General features: G+C 60.7%; 17 protein-coding genes. 11 read left to right on the forward strand and 6 right to left on the reverse strand.

Features of this window, described 5'->3' with window-relative positions; all coding sequences use genetic code 11:
- Positions 1–3 precede the first annotated feature (3 nt).
- From AC1D1Z_RS03320 to AC1D1Z_RS03330, 3 genes are all read left to right on the forward strand, one after another.
- Complete coding sequence (locus AC1D1Z_RS03320) at positions 4–1,155, forward strand: M24 family metallopeptidase (protein ID WP_018243031.1); 1,152 nt, start codon at positions 4–6, stop codon at positions 1,153–1,155.
- Between the two features lie 91 nt (positions 1,156–1,246).
- Entirely contained in the window at positions 1,247–2,068 is an 822-nt protein-coding gene (locus tag AC1D1Z_RS03325) for a hypothetical protein (RefSeq protein WP_018243032.1), read from the forward strand.
- A 105-nt stretch (positions 2,069–2,173) separates the two neighbouring features.
- A complete protein-coding gene (locus AC1D1Z_RS03330; protein ID WP_018073974.1) occupies positions 2,174–3,106 on the forward strand; it encodes a ribose-phosphate pyrophosphokinase in 933 nt (310 codons plus the stop codon).
- A gap of 222 nt (positions 3,107–3,328) precedes the next feature.
- On the opposite strand, the gene AC1D1Z_RS03335 is transcribed toward AC1D1Z_RS03330, so the two are convergent.
- Complete coding sequence (locus tag AC1D1Z_RS03335; RefSeq protein ID WP_047618557.1) at positions 3,329–4,876, reverse strand: hypothetical protein; 1,548 nt, start codon at positions 4,874–4,876, stop codon at positions 3,329–3,331.
- Between the two features lie 403 nt (positions 4,877–5,279).
- Between AC1D1Z_RS03335 and AC1D1Z_RS03340 the strand changes: the two genes are divergently transcribed.
- The 5 genes from AC1D1Z_RS03340 (at position 5,280) to AC1D1Z_RS03360 (ending at position 10,444) form a co-directional block, all read left to right on the forward strand.
- Entirely contained in the window at positions 5,280–5,888 is a 609-nt protein-coding gene (locus AC1D1Z_RS03340; RefSeq protein WP_018243034.1) for a 50S ribosomal protein L25/general stress protein Ctc, read from the forward strand.
- Between the two features lie 184 nt (positions 5,889–6,072).
- A complete protein-coding gene (locus tag AC1D1Z_RS03345) occupies positions 6,073–8,424 on the forward strand; it encodes a putative bifunctional diguanylate cyclase/phosphodiesterase (RefSeq protein ID WP_047618560.1) in 2,352 nt (783 codons plus the stop codon).
- Between the two features lie 25 nt (positions 8,425–8,449).
- Positions 8,450–9,163 carry a substrate-binding periplasmic protein gene (locus AC1D1Z_RS03350; RefSeq protein ID WP_477849500.1) on the forward strand — a complete coding sequence of 238 codons (714 nt, stop codon included), beginning with the start codon at positions 8,450–8,452 and terminating at the stop codon, positions 9,161–9,163.
- A 92-nt stretch (positions 9,164–9,255) separates the two neighbouring features.
- Entirely contained in the window at positions 9,256–9,987 is a 732-nt protein-coding gene (pth, locus tag AC1D1Z_RS03355) for an aminoacyl-tRNA hydrolase (RefSeq protein WP_047618563.1), read from the forward strand.
- Between the two features lie 4 nt (positions 9,988–9,991).
- On the forward strand, positions 9,992–10,444 hold the full coding sequence (locus AC1D1Z_RS03360) for a GNAT family N-acetyltransferase (RefSeq protein WP_047618566.1): 453 nt from the start codon (positions 9,992–9,994) through the stop codon (positions 10,442–10,444).
- A 31-nt stretch (positions 10,445–10,475) separates the two neighbouring features.
- Here the strand turns inward: AC1D1Z_RS03360 and clpS are convergent, their stop codons facing one another.
- On the reverse strand, positions 10,476–10,787 hold the full coding sequence (gene clpS, locus AC1D1Z_RS03365; protein ID WP_026188480.1) for an ATP-dependent Clp protease adapter ClpS: 312 nt from the start codon (positions 10,785–10,787) through the stop codon (positions 10,476–10,478).
- 264 nt (positions 10,788–11,051) lie between these two features.
- Here clpS and ychF point away from each other — a divergent pair, with 264 nt between their 5' ends.
- The gene (gene ychF / locus AC1D1Z_RS03370; RefSeq protein ID WP_026188481.1) at positions 11,052–12,155 is read left to right on the forward strand and encodes a redox-regulated ATPase YchF; all 1,104 of its coding nucleotides are present in this window, start codon (positions 11,052–11,054) and stop codon (positions 12,153–12,155) included.
- A 192-nt stretch (positions 12,156–12,347) separates the two neighbouring features.
- Here the strand turns inward: ychF and AC1D1Z_RS03375 are convergent, their stop codons facing one another.
- Positions 12,348–13,445: a hypothetical protein gene (locus AC1D1Z_RS03375; RefSeq protein ID WP_130652835.1), complete on the reverse strand. Its 1,098-nt coding sequence runs from the start codon at positions 13,443–13,445 to the stop codon at positions 12,348–12,350.
- Positions 13,446–13,526: 81 nt separating this feature from the next.
- Between AC1D1Z_RS03375 and AC1D1Z_RS03380 the strand changes: the two genes are divergently transcribed.
- On the forward strand, positions 13,527–14,018 hold the full coding sequence (locus AC1D1Z_RS03380) for a MaoC family dehydratase (protein ID WP_130652836.1): 492 nt from the start codon (positions 13,527–13,529) through the stop codon (positions 14,016–14,018).
- A complete protein-coding gene (locus AC1D1Z_RS03385; protein ID WP_130652837.1) occupies positions 14,015–14,482 on the forward strand; it encodes a MaoC family dehydratase in 468 nt (155 codons plus the stop codon). The genes AC1D1Z_RS03380 and AC1D1Z_RS03385 overlap by 4 nt, the downstream gene beginning before the upstream one ends.
- A gap of 24 nt (positions 14,483–14,506) precedes the next feature.
- Here AC1D1Z_RS03385 and AC1D1Z_RS03390 read toward each other — a convergent pair whose 3' ends face one another.
- The 3 genes from AC1D1Z_RS03390 to AC1D1Z_RS03400 all read right to left on the reverse strand — a co-directional run bounded on the left by AC1D1Z_RS03390 (position 14,507) and on the right by AC1D1Z_RS03400 (position 17,343).
- On the reverse strand, positions 14,507–15,049 hold the full coding sequence (locus tag AC1D1Z_RS03390) for an adenine phosphoribosyltransferase (RefSeq protein ID WP_018243044.1): 543 nt from the start codon (positions 15,047–15,049) through the stop codon (positions 14,507–14,509).
- Between the two features lie 115 nt (positions 15,050–15,164).
- Entirely contained in the window at positions 15,165–16,049 is an 885-nt protein-coding gene (locus AC1D1Z_RS03395) for a cytochrome c1 (RefSeq protein ID WP_477849505.1), read from the reverse strand.
- 25 nt (positions 16,050–16,074) lie between these two features.
- Positions 16,075–17,343, reverse strand: coding sequence for a cytochrome b (locus tag AC1D1Z_RS03400; protein ID WP_018243046.1), 1,269 nt, complete (start codon positions 17,341–17,343; stop codon positions 16,075–16,077).
- Positions 17,344–17,355 lie beyond the last annotated feature (12 nt).

Genomic DNA, 17,355 nt, shown 5'->3' on the forward strand with positions numbered 1-17,355 from the left:
AGAATGGCACTGCACTTCGAAAAGGCCGAATTCGCAAGCCGGCTTGCGCGCCTCACCGAGAAGATGAAGGAAGAAAAGCTCGACGCCTTGCTGCTCTTCGCCCAGGAAAGCATGTACTGGCTGACTGGCTACGACACCTTCGGCTACTGCTTCTTCCAGACGCTGGTCGTCAAGAGCGACGGCACCATGGCGCTGATCACCCGCTCGGCTGATCTTCGCCAGGCCAGGCATACCTCAATCCTCGAGGACATCCATATCTGGGTCGACCGGGTCAATGCCGACCCGACGCTCGACCTGAAGAACCTGCTGGTCGAGATGGATCTGCTCGGCGCCCGCATCGGCGTCGAATACGATACGCATGGCATGACCGGCCGCGTCGCCCGCCTGCTGGACGCGCAATTGACCACCTTCGGCCAGATCGTCGACGCCTCCTACCTCGTCAGCCGCCTGCGCCTGATCAAGAGCCCGACGGAGGTCGCCTATGTCGAGCGCGCCGCCGCTCTCGCCGACGATGCGCTCGATGCTGCGATCCGGCTGACAAAACCCGGCGCCGACGAGGCCGATATCCTCGCCGCCATGCAGGGCGCGATCTTTTCCGGCGGCGGCGACTATCCCGCCAACGAATTTATCATCGGCTCCGGCGCCGACGCGCTGCTTTGCCGCTACAAGGCCGGCCGCCGTAAGCTCGACGCCAGCGACCAGTTGACGCTCGAATGGGCCGGCGCCTATGCGCATTACCATGCCGCCATGATGCGGACGATCGTCATCGGCGAGCCGACGCATCGCCATCGCGAGCTTTACAACGCCTGCCGCGAAACCATCGAGGCGATCGAGACCGTGCTGAAGCCCGGCCAGACCTTCGGCGATGTCTTCGACATGCACGCCAGGATCATCGATGAGCGCGGCCTGGCCCGCCACCGGCTGAATGCCTGCGGTTATTCGCTCGGCGCCCGTTTCTCGCCCTCCTGGATGGAGCATCAGATGTTCCATGTCGGCAATCCGCAGCCGATCGAGCCGAACATGTCGCTCTTCGTGCACATGATCATCGCCGATTCCGATACGGGCACGGCGATGACGCTCGGCCAGACTTATCTGACGACACCGGATGCGCCGCGCGCCTTGTCGCGCCATCCGCTCGATTTCATCGGGCTTTGACCGGTGAGAATCCGGAATTGACAGACGACCGCCCCCACCCGCATAAATTCGGGTGGGGCTGATTGCGATTGTGGGAAGGACGGATCAAGGGATGACGCGAGCTGCGATTGTGCCCACGTTCCTGTTCGTCATGGCTCTGCTGACCGCCTGCAACACCACCGATGCGCTGACGCCGCAGGTCGATATCGGCGATTCCTCCGGCCGCCCGTCGTCGAGCCCGGTAACGCAGAGCGAAGCCGAGCGGTTGGCGGGCACCCGCCAGCCGAGTTTCTCGGCAAGCTCGCAGCAGGGCGGCTACCATCCAGCCTATGATCAGTCACAGCAGGCCTATCGGCCCGGCACCGGCGCGCCGCCGACGACGATGCAGGAGCAGGCAGACGCCCTGTCGAGGAGCAGCTCCTCGCCGGCCGCCTCCGCCCCGATCGACGGACAATCGCTGCCACCGCCGGTGGCCAGTGGTGGGCTTCCCGCACAGTCGGCTCAGCCGGCCGAGGCACAACAGCCGCAGCAGACCGCCGCCCTCCCCTCCAGTTCCTCCTCCGTTCGCGGCAGTACCGTGCGCTTCCTGCCGATCATCGGCGCGCCGGTGCAGGCCGTGACACCGCTCTCGCGCCAGCTCGGCACCGAGGCGCGCGCGCACGGCCTTTCCATCAAGAGCTCGAACGATGCGAGCAGCGATTACATCCTCAAAGGCTATCTCTCCGCCTTCAGCGACGACGGCAAGGTTACCGTCGTCTATGTCTGGGACGTTCTCGACAGCGGCGGCGGCCGCTTGCATCGCATCCAGGGACAGGAAAGCGTGCCGACGGCCGCGGCCGATCCCTGGGCGGGCGTTCCGGCCTCGGTGATGCAGCAAATCGGCTCAAAAACCATCGCGGAATTCTCCTCCTGGCGGCAGACTCAAGGCGGTTAGTCACAAACTTTTTGCAAATATGGAAGCCTGTGGCGCCTTTGCCCTTGCATTCACGGGGAAGCTGACTAAAAAGCGCGGCTATCAGCGCGTAACAGGCGGACCAAAATGAAGGTTTTCGCAGGCAATTCGAACCGGCAACTCGCCGAAGCGATCTGCAACTATCTCAATGTTCCCTTGGGGAAAGCCAGTGTTCGAAGGTTTGCCGATCAGGAAATCTTCGTGGAAATCCAGGAAAATGTGCGCGGTGAGGACGTTTTCCTCGTGCAGCCGACCGCCTTTCCCGCCAACGACCATCTGATGGAACTGCTGATCATGATCGACGCGATGCGTCGTTCGTCAGCCCGCCGCATCACCGCCGTCCTACCCTATTTCGGCTATGCCCGTCAGGATCGCCGGGCCTCCGGCCGCACGCCGATCTCCGCCAAGCTGGTCGCAAACCTCATTACCGAAGCCGGCGCCGACCGCGTCATGACGCTCGATCTCCATGCAGGGCAGATCCAGGGCTTCTTCGATATACCCACAGACAACCTCTTTGCCATGCCCGTGCTGACCCGCGACATCAAGAGCCACTATGACCTCAGCAACGTCGTGGTCGTCTCGCCCGACGTCGGCGGCGTGGTTCGCGCCCGCGCGCTCGCGAAGCGCCTGGACTGTCTTCTGGCCATCGTCGACAAGCGTCGCGATCGGCCGGGTGAATCCGAAGTCATGAACATCATCGGCGACATTGCCGGCAAGGACTGCCTGCTGATCGACGATATCGTCGATTCGGGCGGCACGCTCTGCAACGCGGCCGACGCGATGCTGGCCAAGGGCGCATCCAGCGTCACCGCCTATATCACCCACGGCGTTCTCTCCGGCGGCGCGGTCACCCGCGTCACCTCCTCGAAGCTGCGCGAACTCGTCATCACGGATTCCATCCAGCCGACCACGGCCGTCCTCTCGGCCCACAATATCCGCGTCGTAACGACGGCGCCGCTGATCGGCGAAGCCATCAGCCGCACGGCTCAGGAAGAGTCCGTCTCCAGCCTCTTCGATTAAAAGGAGCCGGCGTTCGACCGGCTCTTTCAATCTCTACTTCAGATGGACCAAGCTATTGCCGGGCATGCTCTCCGAGCCGCATGAATTGCTGGCCGTTGATTGTCGCGGAGCCGCGTCGCAAACCGCCGTCCCGATCGTTGGTCTCCGCAGGGCTTGTGACGCAAGACGCAAAAGGCCGGCACAAGGCCGGCCTCTTTCACTTCTGATGCCAATTGATAACGCTCAAGGTTGCTGCGGCGGCGCAGGTACCGCGTCCTGACCCTGATCCGGTTCCTGCTGGTCTGGCTCCAGCTCCTGATCTTGATCCTGATCAGGACCATCCGGACCCTTGATCTGCTGGCCATTGATCGCCACGGAACCATCGCGACTGATGCTGATGTCCCAGCGCGAGCGGCCATCTGCATCGGTCTTGGCAAAGCCCTTCACCATCATGATGCCGAAGGAGACCTGGTTGAGGTCGGGATCTGTCTTGGCAAGCTCCTGAACCGCGGCGATCGTCTTGTCGAGATCGCGGGCAAGGATGGTCGCCTCCATCGAATAGTCTTTCTGAGTATCGACGCGTCCCTCGATCTTGCCCGTCATGTCGACGTCGTAGACATCGGACTTGGCGCTGACCTTCGGAAACTCGACGGTGAGCCGGCCATCGCGGAAGAGCTTTTTCGCCATCTCGTCGCCGCTTTGCTCCGGCGGCTTGGCGTTGAAATCCATCGCCATGAGCGCGTCGCCGAAGGTTGCGAAATCCAGATTCGGAATGGCGAGTTGCAGATCGAAATTGGTCGGCACGAAGGGCGAATAACTTGCCGGCATCGCCGGGCTGTCGAGGCTGATGTCCTGAGCGTCGATACCGAAGCCGAAACGCATGGCATCGCTCGGCCCATCGATGGCCAGGTTGTAACCGAACGCCTTGACGCCGCCATTGCCTACCTGGCTGCTGATGGTCAGGTTATTGACCCCGATTGTCTCGCTGAACGAGGCAAGAATCGGAAAGGCTTGCTTGAGCATTCCCTTTATCTTGTCGCTGTTCTCCGGGCTTAGTTCCTTCTCCTCGAGATGGTCGAGAATGAAAAGGACGATCTCGCGGATTTGCTTGGCCGGCAGGCCGTTCACCTTGGCATCGAAATCAATGGAGTCGGCACGGATTTCAACAGGCGGCATTTGCAGGCCGGAAACCTGCTCGACGAAAGTCGACATCGAGCCGCTACCGGCAAAATCGATACGCCCATTGCCGCCTGCGCTGTCCGTTGAAGTCAGCTTTTGGTCCATCCCGGCAAAGCTGGCATGGACTTCCTCGGTGTCGGATTTGCTGGCGACCTTGATGTCCTTGGCGGTGAAAGTGCCGGAGCGCAGATAGCTGATCGCCGGATCGAAGACGCCGGTGTAGACAAGCGAAGCGATGGAGTAGGAGAAATCCGTTGGCTTCTGGTCGGGGCCTTTGAAATGGCCGGAGACGTTGAGCTTGTTGTCACCCTCAATGTTCCAGAGCCCGCTGTCGAGCGGCGTAGCGAACATCGAGAACGGCGTCAGCCCGTTGATCGCGAATGTCGCCGGATCGGCCTTGGCAAGCAGCTTCGCCAGATCGTAAATGATCTCGTAGCGAGTGCCTGCCGGATTGACGGTAAGCAGGCCGCTCTTCGCAAGATCCTCGGGAAGCAGCTTCGTCAGATTGCCCTTGACCGCATTGGCGCCATCCTGATTGATCTCGACACCCTGAGCCGTGGTGACAAGGCAAAGTGCCAGCAAGCTCGTTGCCGTGACAAGTTTGAGACGCATAGTCCGATTTCTCCTCAGCCCCTTTTTTGAATGCGGCCATCCAAAGATGCGAAGCGCGCCGATGTCAACCTCAGCTGTGGCAGAGAATGGCAATTTCGCCGTTCATACGGCCGCGTATTTCGGACGGGCGAGGATATCGCCTCCTCGTATGCGCCATTCGGCTCGCCGTTGACGATCGACGCAATGCTCGAATGCGGTTTCGGCTTGTCGAAGCGTGTATATCACCGGAAAACAGCCCGAATCCGCAACTTGCGTTTCCGATCGACTTATAATATAGGCCACCGGTCCGTGTAGACACCCTTGGAGGCAACGCGGATGAGGTCGGGTCATACCGCCTCCGGTTCGTCGGAACAAGGCTTTTGCCCGCCGCCGAACTCTCCATATAACCTCGAAAGGAATAGCCATGAGCCAGGAAACTTACGAGCTCAAGGCCGAGGCGCGCGAACGGGTTGGTAAGGGGTCCGCCCGTGAACTTCGCCGCAACGGTTTGATTCCCGCTGTCATCTATGGTGACAAGCAGGCCCCCATTGCCATCGCTCTCAACACCAATGAGGTGACGAAGCGCATTCACGCCGGTGGTTTCATGACCACCGTGGCGACGATCGAAATCGACGGCAAGAAGCACAAGGTTCTGCCGAAGGACTACCAGCTCGATCCGGTCCGTGACTTCACGTTGCATGTCGATTTCCTGCGCGTCTCCGGCAACACCCAGGTGACCGTCGAAATCCCCGTTCACTTCATCAACGAAGAGAAGTCCCCGGGCCTCAAGGTCGGCGGCGTTCTGAACATCGTTCGCCATGAAGTCGAAGTTCATTGCCCGGCCGATGCGATCCCTGAGTTCTTCAACATTGACCTCAGCGGCAAGAAGATCGGCGACAGCATCCATATCTCGGAAGTCACCCTGCCGAAGGGCGTGACCCCGGTCATCGACCGCGACTTCACGATCGCGACGATTATCGCTCCGGCTGCCGGCATCGACGAGAGCGCCGCGGAAGGCGAAGCCGAAGCCTGATCGCTTCGACCAATTTATAAAGCATATGGCCCGCTTTCCCCTGGAAGGCGGGCTTTTCATTGCCCGGAAATGCCCCGTTTCAGCAACATTTAACAAATTCGTGAAAGCATGATCCGTCAGCTGCGAAGAAGCCCGCCTCAACGCGCGACAGCAAATATGGTCGGCCTGGGGAGTAGACGGAACCATGAACAATTCCGTTGAGAACAGATTTTTTGCGATAGTTTGCGGAGCGCTGCTCGTTTTTGTCGCTCCCCTCTTTGTTCTCTTCCTTTTTCTTTCCTCGGAACGGGCCGACAAGGAAATACGTGACCATATCTCCGTTCTTCTTGTCGCCAATGCCCAGGCGCTGGCCAAACCCCTGTGGGACCTCGATGAAGACAGCGTTACCCAGATCAGCGCGACGGTCGTTTCCCAAGGCGCCATCGTCAAGGTCGAAGTGCGTGACCAGTCAGGCCAGCTCGACGTCAGCCAGTCCACCATTCCGCGCTCATTCGACGGCAAGCTGGTGCAGGTGTCGCGCGCCATCATCTACAACACCGTCGACGGTCCGAGGAACCTCGGCAGCATCAGCGTCTATTATCCCGCGCTCGGCCTGTTTTCCGGCCTGAAGCAGGAAGAGGTCGTCTTCATCTCGATCTTCATCTTTGCGGTATTGACCGTTTTCGGCACGGCACTGATCGGCAACCGCTTCTTCGTCATCCAGCCGCTGATGCGGCTGACGGCAGCGATCGAAGCCACCCGCCAATTGGGCTCCCGCCATCATGTCGACTGGCAGTCGAACGACGAGATGGGGCGACTTGCCCATAGCTTCAACGAGATGCAGACCAAGCTCGAAAGCGAGGAAAAGGAGCTGAAGTTCGCTCACCGCCGCGCCACCGACATCTACAATCTGACTCCCGCCATGCTCTTCTCGCTCGACGAGGAGGATCGCATCACCGCCGTCAGCGATTATTGGCTGCTTGCCACAGGTTACAACCGCGCTGCCGTCATCGGCCGCAACTTCGCCGATCTCGTCACCCCCACCACCCGCGACAAATTCGTTAAGCGCCGCCGGGCCGAAAGCGGCTTGACCGTCACCGTCAAGTTTGTCTGCCTGGACGGCCGCACGATGGACGTCCTCATCATGGAATCGGAGGCGGGAGCCGGCGCTCACGACCGCCTCTCGCTATCGGTCATGACCGATGTCACCGAACTCAAGGCCTCCGAAGACCGCAACCACCGCCAGGCAATCACCGATCACTTGACTGGGCTTCTTAATCGCCAGGGCTTCGAAGCCGTCCTCGACAACAAGATCGCCGCCGCCGACGCCGCCGGCCAGGAACTCGCCTGTCTCTTCGTCGATCTCGACCGCTTCAAGTGGATCAACGACAATATGGGCCATGCCGCCGGCGACATGGCGCTGGTCGAGCTCGTCGAGCGCCTGAAGGCCCATCTTGCCCCTTCCGACGAGGCAGCCCGTCTCGGCGGCGACGAATTTGCCATCCTGTTGCCGGCGAAGGATGCAGAAAAACGCGCCAGGGTGATGTGCGAGCAGATTGCCTCGATCTTCGAAACGCCATTCGCCCCCGACATGCATCTGAGCGCTTCCGTCGGCATCGCCATCTATCCGCATCATGCTGCAACCGCGGCCGAACTGCTGCAGAAATCCGACATGGCGATGTATGCAAAGAAACGCGACGGCAAGAACGGCGCGCAGCTCTTCGACAATGCCATGCTCGACCGTGCCCGCAGCCGCGCCGAAATCGAAGCCAACATCGAAGCCGGCCTCGTCGACGACTGGTTCGAGGCCTTCCTGCAGCCGATCGTCAACCTGAACGGCCGCGGGATTGCCGGTTTCGAGGCGCTGATGCGCCTCAACCATCCGCAGAAGGGCTTGATGCCGCCGGCCGAGATCATCAGCGTCGCCGAGGAGACGGCAAAGATCGTCCGGGTGGGCAACGTCATCATGGAAAAGGCGATCGCCAACCTCGCAAAAATTTCCCGCATATCAGGCATGCAGGATACCTATCTCGCCATCAACTTCTCGCCACTGCAGTTCGAGCCGGCGCTGCCGGCCCGTCTTGCCGCCTTCGTCGGTCGCCACGGCATCCGCCCCGAGCGCATCGTCGTCGAGATCACCGAAGCCGTGCTGATGCACGACAATCCTGAGATTCGCATGATCGTCACGGAGCTTCGTCGCTTTGGCTGCCGTATCGCGCTCGACGATTTCGGCACCGGCTATTCGTCGCTGAGCTACCTCAACCGCTTCCCCGTCGACATCATCAAGATCGACCAGTCCTTCACCCGCGCCATCAACGACGGCGACGACGACGTGCGCCAGAAAAGCCGTATGTTAATCGAAGGCATCACCACGCTCTCCCACAAGATGAATTGCACCGTCATTGCCGAGGGTATCGAGACCGAAGAGGAATGCCGCACGCTCCACCAGATGGGGCTTGACTATGGTCAGGGCTACCTCTTCCACCGTCCGCAGCATGCAGCCTCACTGATCGAGAACCTGATGGCCTCGCAATCGGCCGTCGCACGCGCCTCGTAAACGAAGAACGAAGGAGATGATGCCGATGAAAAAGYTCCTGCTTCTCGCATGCCTGGCGCTGCCCTGCACCGCCCATGCGCAAAGTGTGACCTTCACGACCGAGGATTATGCCCCCTTCAACTACCGCGAAGGCAAGGAGATCAAGGGCGCGACCGTCGAGCAGGTCGAAAAGGTAATGGCCGCAATCGGCGTCGACTACACGATCGAGATCATGCCCTGGGCGCGCGCTTTTAGCCTTGCCCGCACGGCGCCGATGACCTGTGTCTTCGCGACCGCCCACAACGGCGCGCGCGACCCGTTGTTCAAATGGGTCGAGCCGCTGCTCATCGACCGCAACATCCTGATCACTCGCAAGGGTTCGGGCGTCACCGCCGGCAATCTGGACGAGGCAAAGAAATATACGGTTGGTACTCAGCGCGAGGATTACACCGAGACGATCCTGAAGGAGAAGGGCTTCACCAAGCTCGATGTCGCCAGCGACTTCAACGCGACGCTGCGCAAACTGCTTGGCGGGCGCATCGACATGATGCCGATCTCCGAACTCTATTTCGAAAAGCTGAAGGTCGACCAGCCGGTGGAAATGGTGACCGTGCTCTCCGCCCAGCCGATGGGCATCGCCTGCGAGAAGAACTTTCCGGACGATCTGCTCACCAGGATGCAGGCTGCCCTCGACAAGCTGATCGCCGATGGCGACCAGAAGCAGATCTTCCTGAAATACGGTATGAACCTCTCGGAATGACCCTGCTCGGCGGGCTGCTGCCCTTTCCGCTTGACTTTGCTTTCGTTTCGCGGTGGTGAACGGCGGGAAGTTTTAGCGAGGGAAGACAGGCCATGCTGATCATCGCGGGTCTCGGCAATCCCGGCGGCAAATACGCCGGCAACCGCCACAATGTCGGTTTCATGGCCGTCGACGCCATCCATCGGCGCCACAGCTTCTCGCCCTGGTCGAAGAAGTTCAGGGCCGAGATCGCCGAGGGCGAGATCGCCGGCGAAAAGGTGCTGCTGATCAAGCCGCAGACCTTCATGAACCTCTCCGGTGAGTCCGTCGGTGAGGCGATGCGCTTTTACAAGCTCCAGCCCGCCGACCTTGTCGCGATCTACGACGAACTCGACCTCCCCCCGGGCAAGGCGCGGCTCAAGACCGGCGGCGGCCATGGCGGCCACAACGGCATCAAGTCGCTGGACGCCCATTGCGGCAGGGAGTACCGGCGGCTACGCCTCGGTATCGGCCATCCCGGCGTCAAGGAAATGGTGCAGAACCATGTGCTCAGCGATTTCGCCAAAGCCGACAAGGCCTGGCTGGAACCGCTTCTCGACACGCTCGCCGACAATGCCGACATGCTGGTACGAAACGAGGATTCGCAGCTGATGAACAAGATCGCGCTGGCGCTCGGCGACAAGGCCGAGGAGGAGAAACCGCGAAAGGAAAACAAGAGTACCGAAAAGAAGCCGGCCGGCCAGTCGCATATCCATCAGGCCCGCAACCACAATCAGCCGAAGCTGCTGACATCAGGGCCGATGGCCGACATGTTGAAGAAGATGTTCGGCAACAAGGGCGACTGAAGCCATGACGGACCGGGACTTCGTCATCCGCCCTGCTGCCCGCAGCGATCTCCCCAGTCTCATGACGCTTTACCGTCACCTGAACCCGACCGATCCGGTTCTCGACGAGGCACTTGCCGAGGAACGCTTCTCCGCCATCCTCTTGCAGCCGGGCATGACCGTGTTCATCGGCTATGCCGGTGATGTCGCCGCCGCAACCGTCACAACCGTCGTCGTGCCGAACCTGACGCGGAGCGGCGCTCCTTATGGGCTCATCGAAAACGTCGTTACCCACGCCGATCATCGCAAGCGCGGTTACGCCGGCGCCGTTATCCGCCACGCGATCGCAGACGCCTGGAACGCAGGCTGCTACAAGGTGATGCTGCTCACAGGCTCCAAGAATCCGGCCACGCTGCGCTTCTACGAGAATTGTGGCTTCGCTCAGGACAAGACCGGCTACCAGATCCGCCGACGCTGAGCCCCTCTCGGGACTGCCCCCGGCAAAGCGCCTATTCTTCCGGCTCTGTGGTGAACATCAGCGGAAAGCCCATGCCCTTGGCGAGGTCGATGCCTTCCTTGGCCTTGGTCTCGGCGATGTCCCTTACGCAGACCACGACCACACAGGAACCGAGCTTGTGCGCCGTCATCATCACCCGGTAGCCGGTCTCCTCGCTCATGCGGAAGACGGACTTCAGGATCATGATCACCAGTTCGCGCGGCGTATAATCGTCATTGACCAGAATGACCTTGTAGAGCTTCGGCTTATCCAGCTTCGGCTTCACCTTGGTCTTCGGTTTCAGGGCAACGTCATTGTCACTCATCGGAAAAATCCACCCGTTGATGACATGGAAAAGGCGGAGAAAACGTCCGCCGACAATATATTGCACCGTAAGCACGGCAGTTCAATGACGTAAATATCACTCAGCGGAAAGCGGAGGCAATCCCGGCCACGTTTTTCGAGAATCGCCGCAGCCTTCCTGTCATCCGGAGAGCCGTTGAACTTCAATTCCTGTTGCGAACCCTTGACCCAGGGCGGCCATTCCCGCATAGGCAGGGCAAAGTTGCAAACAGATATGGATCAAGCCATGGGCTTCAAATGCGGTATCGTCGGGCTGCCGAATGTCGGCAAATCGACCCTCTTCAACGCGCTCACCAAGACGGCCGCCGCACAGGCGGCGAACTATCCCTTCTGCACCATCGAGCCGAACACCGGTGAAGTCGCCGTTCCCGATCCGCGCATGCGCAAGCTTGCCGACATCGCCAAGTCCAAGGAACTGATCCCGACCCGCATCTCCTTCGTCGATATCGCCGGCCTCGTGCGCGGCGCCTCGAAGGGTGAAGGCCTCGGCAACCAGTTCCTCGCCAATATCCGCGAGGTCGATGCCATCGTCCATGTGCTGCGCTGCTTCGAAGACAGCGACATCACTCATGTCGAGGGCCGCATCAATCCTGTCGCCGACGCCGAGACGATCGAGACCGAGCTGATGCTCGCCGACCTCGAAAGCCTGGAGCGCCGCACCGAGCAGACGCGCAAGCGTGCCACCGGCAAGGACAAGGATTCGGTGGCGATGCTGCCAATCATGGAAGCCTCGCTGAAGCTGCTCAACGAAGGCAAGCCGGTGCGCACGCTGCTCTCGACGCTCGATGCGGAAGAGATCGTCATCCTCAAGAGCCTCAATCTTTTGACCTCGCATCCGGTGCTCTACGTCTGCAACGTCGCCGAAGGCGATGCCTCGACCGGCAATGAGTTCACCGAAGCCGTCGCCGTGATGGCTAGGGAACAGGGTGCCGAAACCGTCGTCATCTCGGCGGCGATCGAAGCGGAAGTTGCCCAGCTTCCTGAAGAGGAAGCCAAGGAATTCCTCTCCGCCCTCGACCTTGACGAGGCAGGTCTCGACCGGCTGATCCGCGCCGGCTACAAGCTGCTCCACCTCATCACCTATTTCACTGTCGGCCCTAAGGAAACGCGCGCCTGGACGATCGAGCGCGGCACCAAGGCGCCGCAGGCCGCCGGCGTCATCCATTCGGATTTTGAGCGCGGCTTCATCCGCGCCAACACCATCGCCTATGACGACTACATCAAATACAACGGCGAAGTCGGCGCCAAGGATGCTGGCAAGGCGCGCGACGAAGGCAAGGAATACGTCGTCCAGGACGGCGACGTCATCCATTTCCGCTTCAACACCTAAAGCAATTCCAGGAAAAGTGCGAAGTGATTTTCCCAGGCAAAGCGCAAAGCGATTTTGCCGGAATTGCGTGAAAACAAAAGGTTAGAACGGTTCTGTGCTTCCATGAAAAGCTGAACCGCTCTAACCGGAAATCGCTGCTATCTCGACCAATGCTTGTCGCCCAACTGCTGAGCAGATTGGGCGACATTTGTTTTACGACGTCGCCGCTAAGACAGCAGGCGGCAGTTTTTGCGAAATAGCGGCTGGCAGCGCCCGCAGCACGATGCGGCGCAGCGGCATCCAGCCTGTTCCGATGATGAGTACGATCGCTCCGACGACAATTAGCGTCGTGTAGATATAGGTGTCAACAGTCGCACTCCCCTGCCGGAAAATGCCATAGATCGCAAAACCGAGCGACAGCAGGCCTGACGTGACGAAGGCACGGCGGTCGATGACAAGGCCGATCAGCATCAACACCGCCACGCTGATAACAACGACGGGCGTCTTGATCGACACCGACTGGGCAACATCCAGCCAACTGCCGTCGAACGAAATCAGCAGCCTTACGCTGAAGAGCAGCGCCGGCGCAGCACCCAGATGAAGCCAGAAGGCGATATCGGAGCGTGTCGTCCGGCGCAGCCGATCGCCAAGGTCGAAATAGAGCGCCGTCGCGAACAAGCCCAGCGCGCAAGCGAGGAAGGCCACCGCCAGCACCATGGGATGGTTGCCGAAAAACGCAGGATCCCCGCTCGCCCATTGCACGAGCCGCAAAAGCAGGGCGAGGACGAGGGCAAGGGCCGACATGATGCAGAGCGCCAGCGACAGCGGCACGCGATAACGGGCATAATAGAGGCCGAGTATGATCGGGAAGCCGGCGACGAACTGCGTCATGTCCGCCCCGATGTCGTTAAAGAAGGCTGTTCCCGGCTTGAAGAAGAAGGACATCAGCAGGACTGTCCAACAGAACAGCGCGATTGTCAGGCTGACGGCCGGCAGCGCAAGCCGCTGGCGGCGTACCAGGATTTCCGAGAGCACGATGATTGCAGGCAGCACGGCATAGAGCGCGGCAAGCCCCCAGAGACCGCCGAGCGCCACGGCGACGCCGATGGTGATCAGCACATCGTGGAAGCCGCGCACGAAGCGCGGCGTCTCGGTATCCGACCAGACCTGTCCCTCCGCCGCCATTGCCGGCTGCGCCTCAGCGACGCCGACACCGCGCTCCGTCAGGAACGGCAAAAGCCGCCCGCCGGCCTCCGGCGAGATCAGCTCTTGGCGCACGGCCTCATCGAGTATCGACCTTAGTTCAGTCATGCCGGTTTATCTCCCCGGAATCATTGAGCCCGCGCGGATGCTATTGTAAGCATTGTGCGCTGCATATGGCGGGAGGAGCGAATGTCGGCAGAAAAGCTTTCCTTCGAGGATTTCCAGCCCGGCCGCCGCTTCACGCTCGGCCCGAAGCTGGTGACCACCGAGGAGATCATTGAGTTCGCAAGCGAATTCGACCCGCAGCCGATGCATCTCGATGAGGCTGCCGGTCGCGCCAGCATTCTCGGCGGGCTTGCCGCTTCCGGCTGGCATACCTCTTCGATGTTCATGCGAATGATGGCCGAGAGCTATGTGCTGCATTCGCTCTGCGAGGGTGCGCCGGGCGTCGATCTGATGGAATGGCGAAAGCCGGTGCTTGCCGGCGACACGCTGTCGGGCCGCTCGACCGTGCTCGAAGCCCGGCCGATGCGCTCGCGCCCCGGCATGGGCATCGTCAAGTTTCGCCACGAGGTGGAAAACCAGCGCGGCGAACTCGTCTGCGTCTCCGAGAACTCGGTCATGTTCGGCATGCGCGTCCGGCCCGCAGATATCGGCATAAGCCCGGAGACATCCGCATGAGGATGTCCGAGCTTTACACCGTCGGCGAAAAGGCCGAGATCGGCAGCTACACCTTTACCGAGGAAAACATCATCCGCTTCGCGACGCGCTACGATCCGCAGCGTTTTCACGTCGACAAAGAAGCCGCCAAAGACACCCTCTTCGGTGGCCTCTGCGCCTCGGGCTGGCACACCACCGCCGCCTGGATGCGGACCTTCCTCGCCTTTTGGGAAAGGCAGAGCGCCGCCCTCGCGCAAAAGGGTCTGACATCGCCGAACCTCGGCCCTTCACCCGGCTTCCAGAAACTGCAATGGCTGCGGCCGGTTTTCGTCGGCGACGTCGTCACCTATTCCGTCGCCTTCCTCTCCAGCCGGCCGCTCGCATCGCGACCAGGCTGGCACCTCAACACCATCCTCTGCGAGGGTGTCAATCAAAACAGCGATCCCGTTATCCGCTTCGAAAGCGGCGTGCTCGAATTCGACTGACACTGCAGGCGGTCGGACGAGGGTTCAGTGCCCGGAGAATTCGACCAGAGTGTGCACGACAACGCCGAGCTCTTCCAGTTTCTTGCGGCCGCCAAGGTCCGGCAGATCGATAACAAAGCAGGCGCCGACCACTTCAGCGCCGATCTGGCGCAACAGTTTCGTGGCACCCACAGCCGTACCGCCGGTGGCGATCAGGTCGTCGACCAGGATCACCTTCTCTCCAGGCTGCACCGCATCGCGATGCATCTCCATTTCGTCAACGCCATATTCCAGGCTGTAGGCGATACGCACGGTCTCGTGAGGCAGCTTGCCCTTCTTGCGGATCGGCACGAAGCCGGAAGAAAGCTGATGCGCCACCGCGCCCCCAAGGATGAAGCCCCGCGCCTCCATGCCGGCGATCTTGTCGATCTTCATGCCCGCATAGGGCTGCACGAGTTCGTCGACCGCCCGGCGGAACGCACGGGGGTTGCCGAGCAGCGTGGTGATGTCACGGAAAATGATGCCGGGCTTGGGATAGTCGGGAATGGAGCGGATGCTGGCTGCGAGCTCCGAAGTCGTATTGTCCATGGAAAGTCCATATTCTGCGAGGGCATGAAACTGGCCGCACCCTATCAATTGCCAGGGGTGGAACCAACAAAAAAGGCGGCCCGAGGCCGCCTTTTGAATGTCGATCGGAAACCGCTCAGTGTTCCTTGTTGGCGTAGATCGAGCGCTTCGTCAGGTAGATCAGCACCGTGAAGATCGCCAGGAAGATCATGACCATGAAGCCGGTGCGCTTGCGCTCCTCGAGATGCGGCTCTGCGGCCCACATCAGGAAGGCGGAGACGTCTCTCGAATACTGGTCGACCGTCGCCGGCGCGCCATCGTCATAGGTCACCTGCCCGTCGGAGAGCGGCTTCGGCATGGCAAGGACGGCTGCAGCGTGGAAATATGGATTGTAATGTGAGCCCTGCGCCACCTGAAAGCCGGCTGGCGGCTCTTCATAGCCGGTCAGCAGCGCGTGGATGTAATCCGGGCCACCCTCCTGATACTGCGTGAAGATGTCGAAGACGAATTGCGGGAAGCCGCGTTCGACCTCGCGGGCCTTGGCGATCAGTGAAAAGTCGGGCGGAGCCGCACCGTTGTTGGAAGCAGCAGCGGCCTCTGCATTGGGGAAAGGCGCCGGGAAGTGATCGGAAGGGACGGCCTTGCGGCTAAACATCTCGCCGGCCGCGTTCGGGCCGTCCTGAACCTCGTAGTTCGCAGCGAAAGCCTTTACCTGCGCCTCGGAATAACCGAGCTCATCGAGCATGCGGAAGGGCACGAGGTTCATCGAGTGGCAGGCGGAACAGACTTCGGTGTAGACCTTGAGGCCACGCTRAAGCTGACCCTTATCGTAATGACCGAACGGACCGGCGAAAGTCCATTCCTCCTCCTTCGGCTCCTTCAGCGGATAGTGCGGCGTCTCACTTTCCGCGTGATGGGCAGGAGCCGCGCCGTTGGCGGGCGTCGCCTCCTGGGCCAGCACGGCACTGCCAAGACTGGCAGCGAATGCGAACGAGAGAATGCTTGTAACAAGCGTTTTCATATTTCTATTCCCTTCCGTCGCTCGCTTATGCCTTGACCGCTAGGGTCTTGTTGCGCTTTTCGAGCACCGCTTCGGTGATCGAGTTCGGGATGCGGCGCGGTGTTTCCACCAAGCCGAGAACCGGCATCGCGACCAGGAAGAAAGCGAAGTAGAGGAGCGTGCAGATCTGCGAGATCGTGGTGAACAAGCCTTCCGCCGGCTGCGAGCCGAGCCAGCCGAGGATGATCGCGTTGATCACGAACAGCCAGTAGAACAGCTTGTACCAGGGGCGGTAGACGGCGGAACGGACCTTTGAGGTATCGAGCCACGGCAGGAAGAACAGCACGATGATCGCGCCGAACATCACGAGCACGCCGCCGAGCTTGGAGTCGATCGGGCCGACGTTGAAGGTGATCGAACGCAGCATCGCGTAGAACGGCAGGAAGTACCATTCCGGAACGATATGGGCCGGCGTCTTCAACGGGTCGGCCGGGATGTAGTTGTCGGCATGGCCAAGGAAGTTCGGCAGGTAGAAGACGAAATAGGCATAGACCAGCAGGAAGATCGAGACGCCGAGAGCATCCTTCATCGTCGCATAAGGCGTGAAGCGCACCGTGTCCGTCTTCGTCTTGACCTCGACGCCCGTCGGGTTCGTCTGGCCGACGACGTGCAGCGCCCAGATGTGCAGGATGACGACGCCGGCGATCATGAAGGGCAGCAGGTAGTGCAGCGAGAAGAAGCGGTTCAGCGTCGGGTTTTCAACCGCGAAGCCGCCGAGCAGGAACTGCTGCACCCATTCGCCAACCAGCGGAAAGGCAGAGAAGAAGCCGGTGATGACGGTGGCGCCCCAGAAGGACATCTGGCCCCAGGGCAGAACGTAGCCCATGAAGCCGGTCGCCATCATCAGGAGGTAGATGACCACGCCGAGTATCCAGAGGATCTCGCGCGGCGCCTTGTAGGAGCCGTAATAGAGGCCGCGGGCGATGTGCAGGTACACCGCGACGAAGAAGAAGGATGCGCCGTTGGCATGCATATAGCGCAGCAGCCAGCCGTGGTTGACGTCGCGCATGATCTTTTCGACGGAGTTGAAGGCGACCGACGATTCGGCGGCGTAATGCATGGCGAGCGTGACGCCCGTCAGGATCTGCACCACCAGCATGACGGCGAGCATGGCGCCGAACGTATAGGCATAGTTCAGGTTACGCGGAACCGGATAGGCGATGAAGCTGTCATAGACCATGCGCGGCAGCGGAAGGCGCGCATCGACCCATTTCTCGAGGCCGGTTGATGGCTCGTAGCTGGAATGGCCACTCATTAATCAGTCTCC

Source organism: Rhizobium sp. P1_E1 (genome assembly GCF_056406015.1).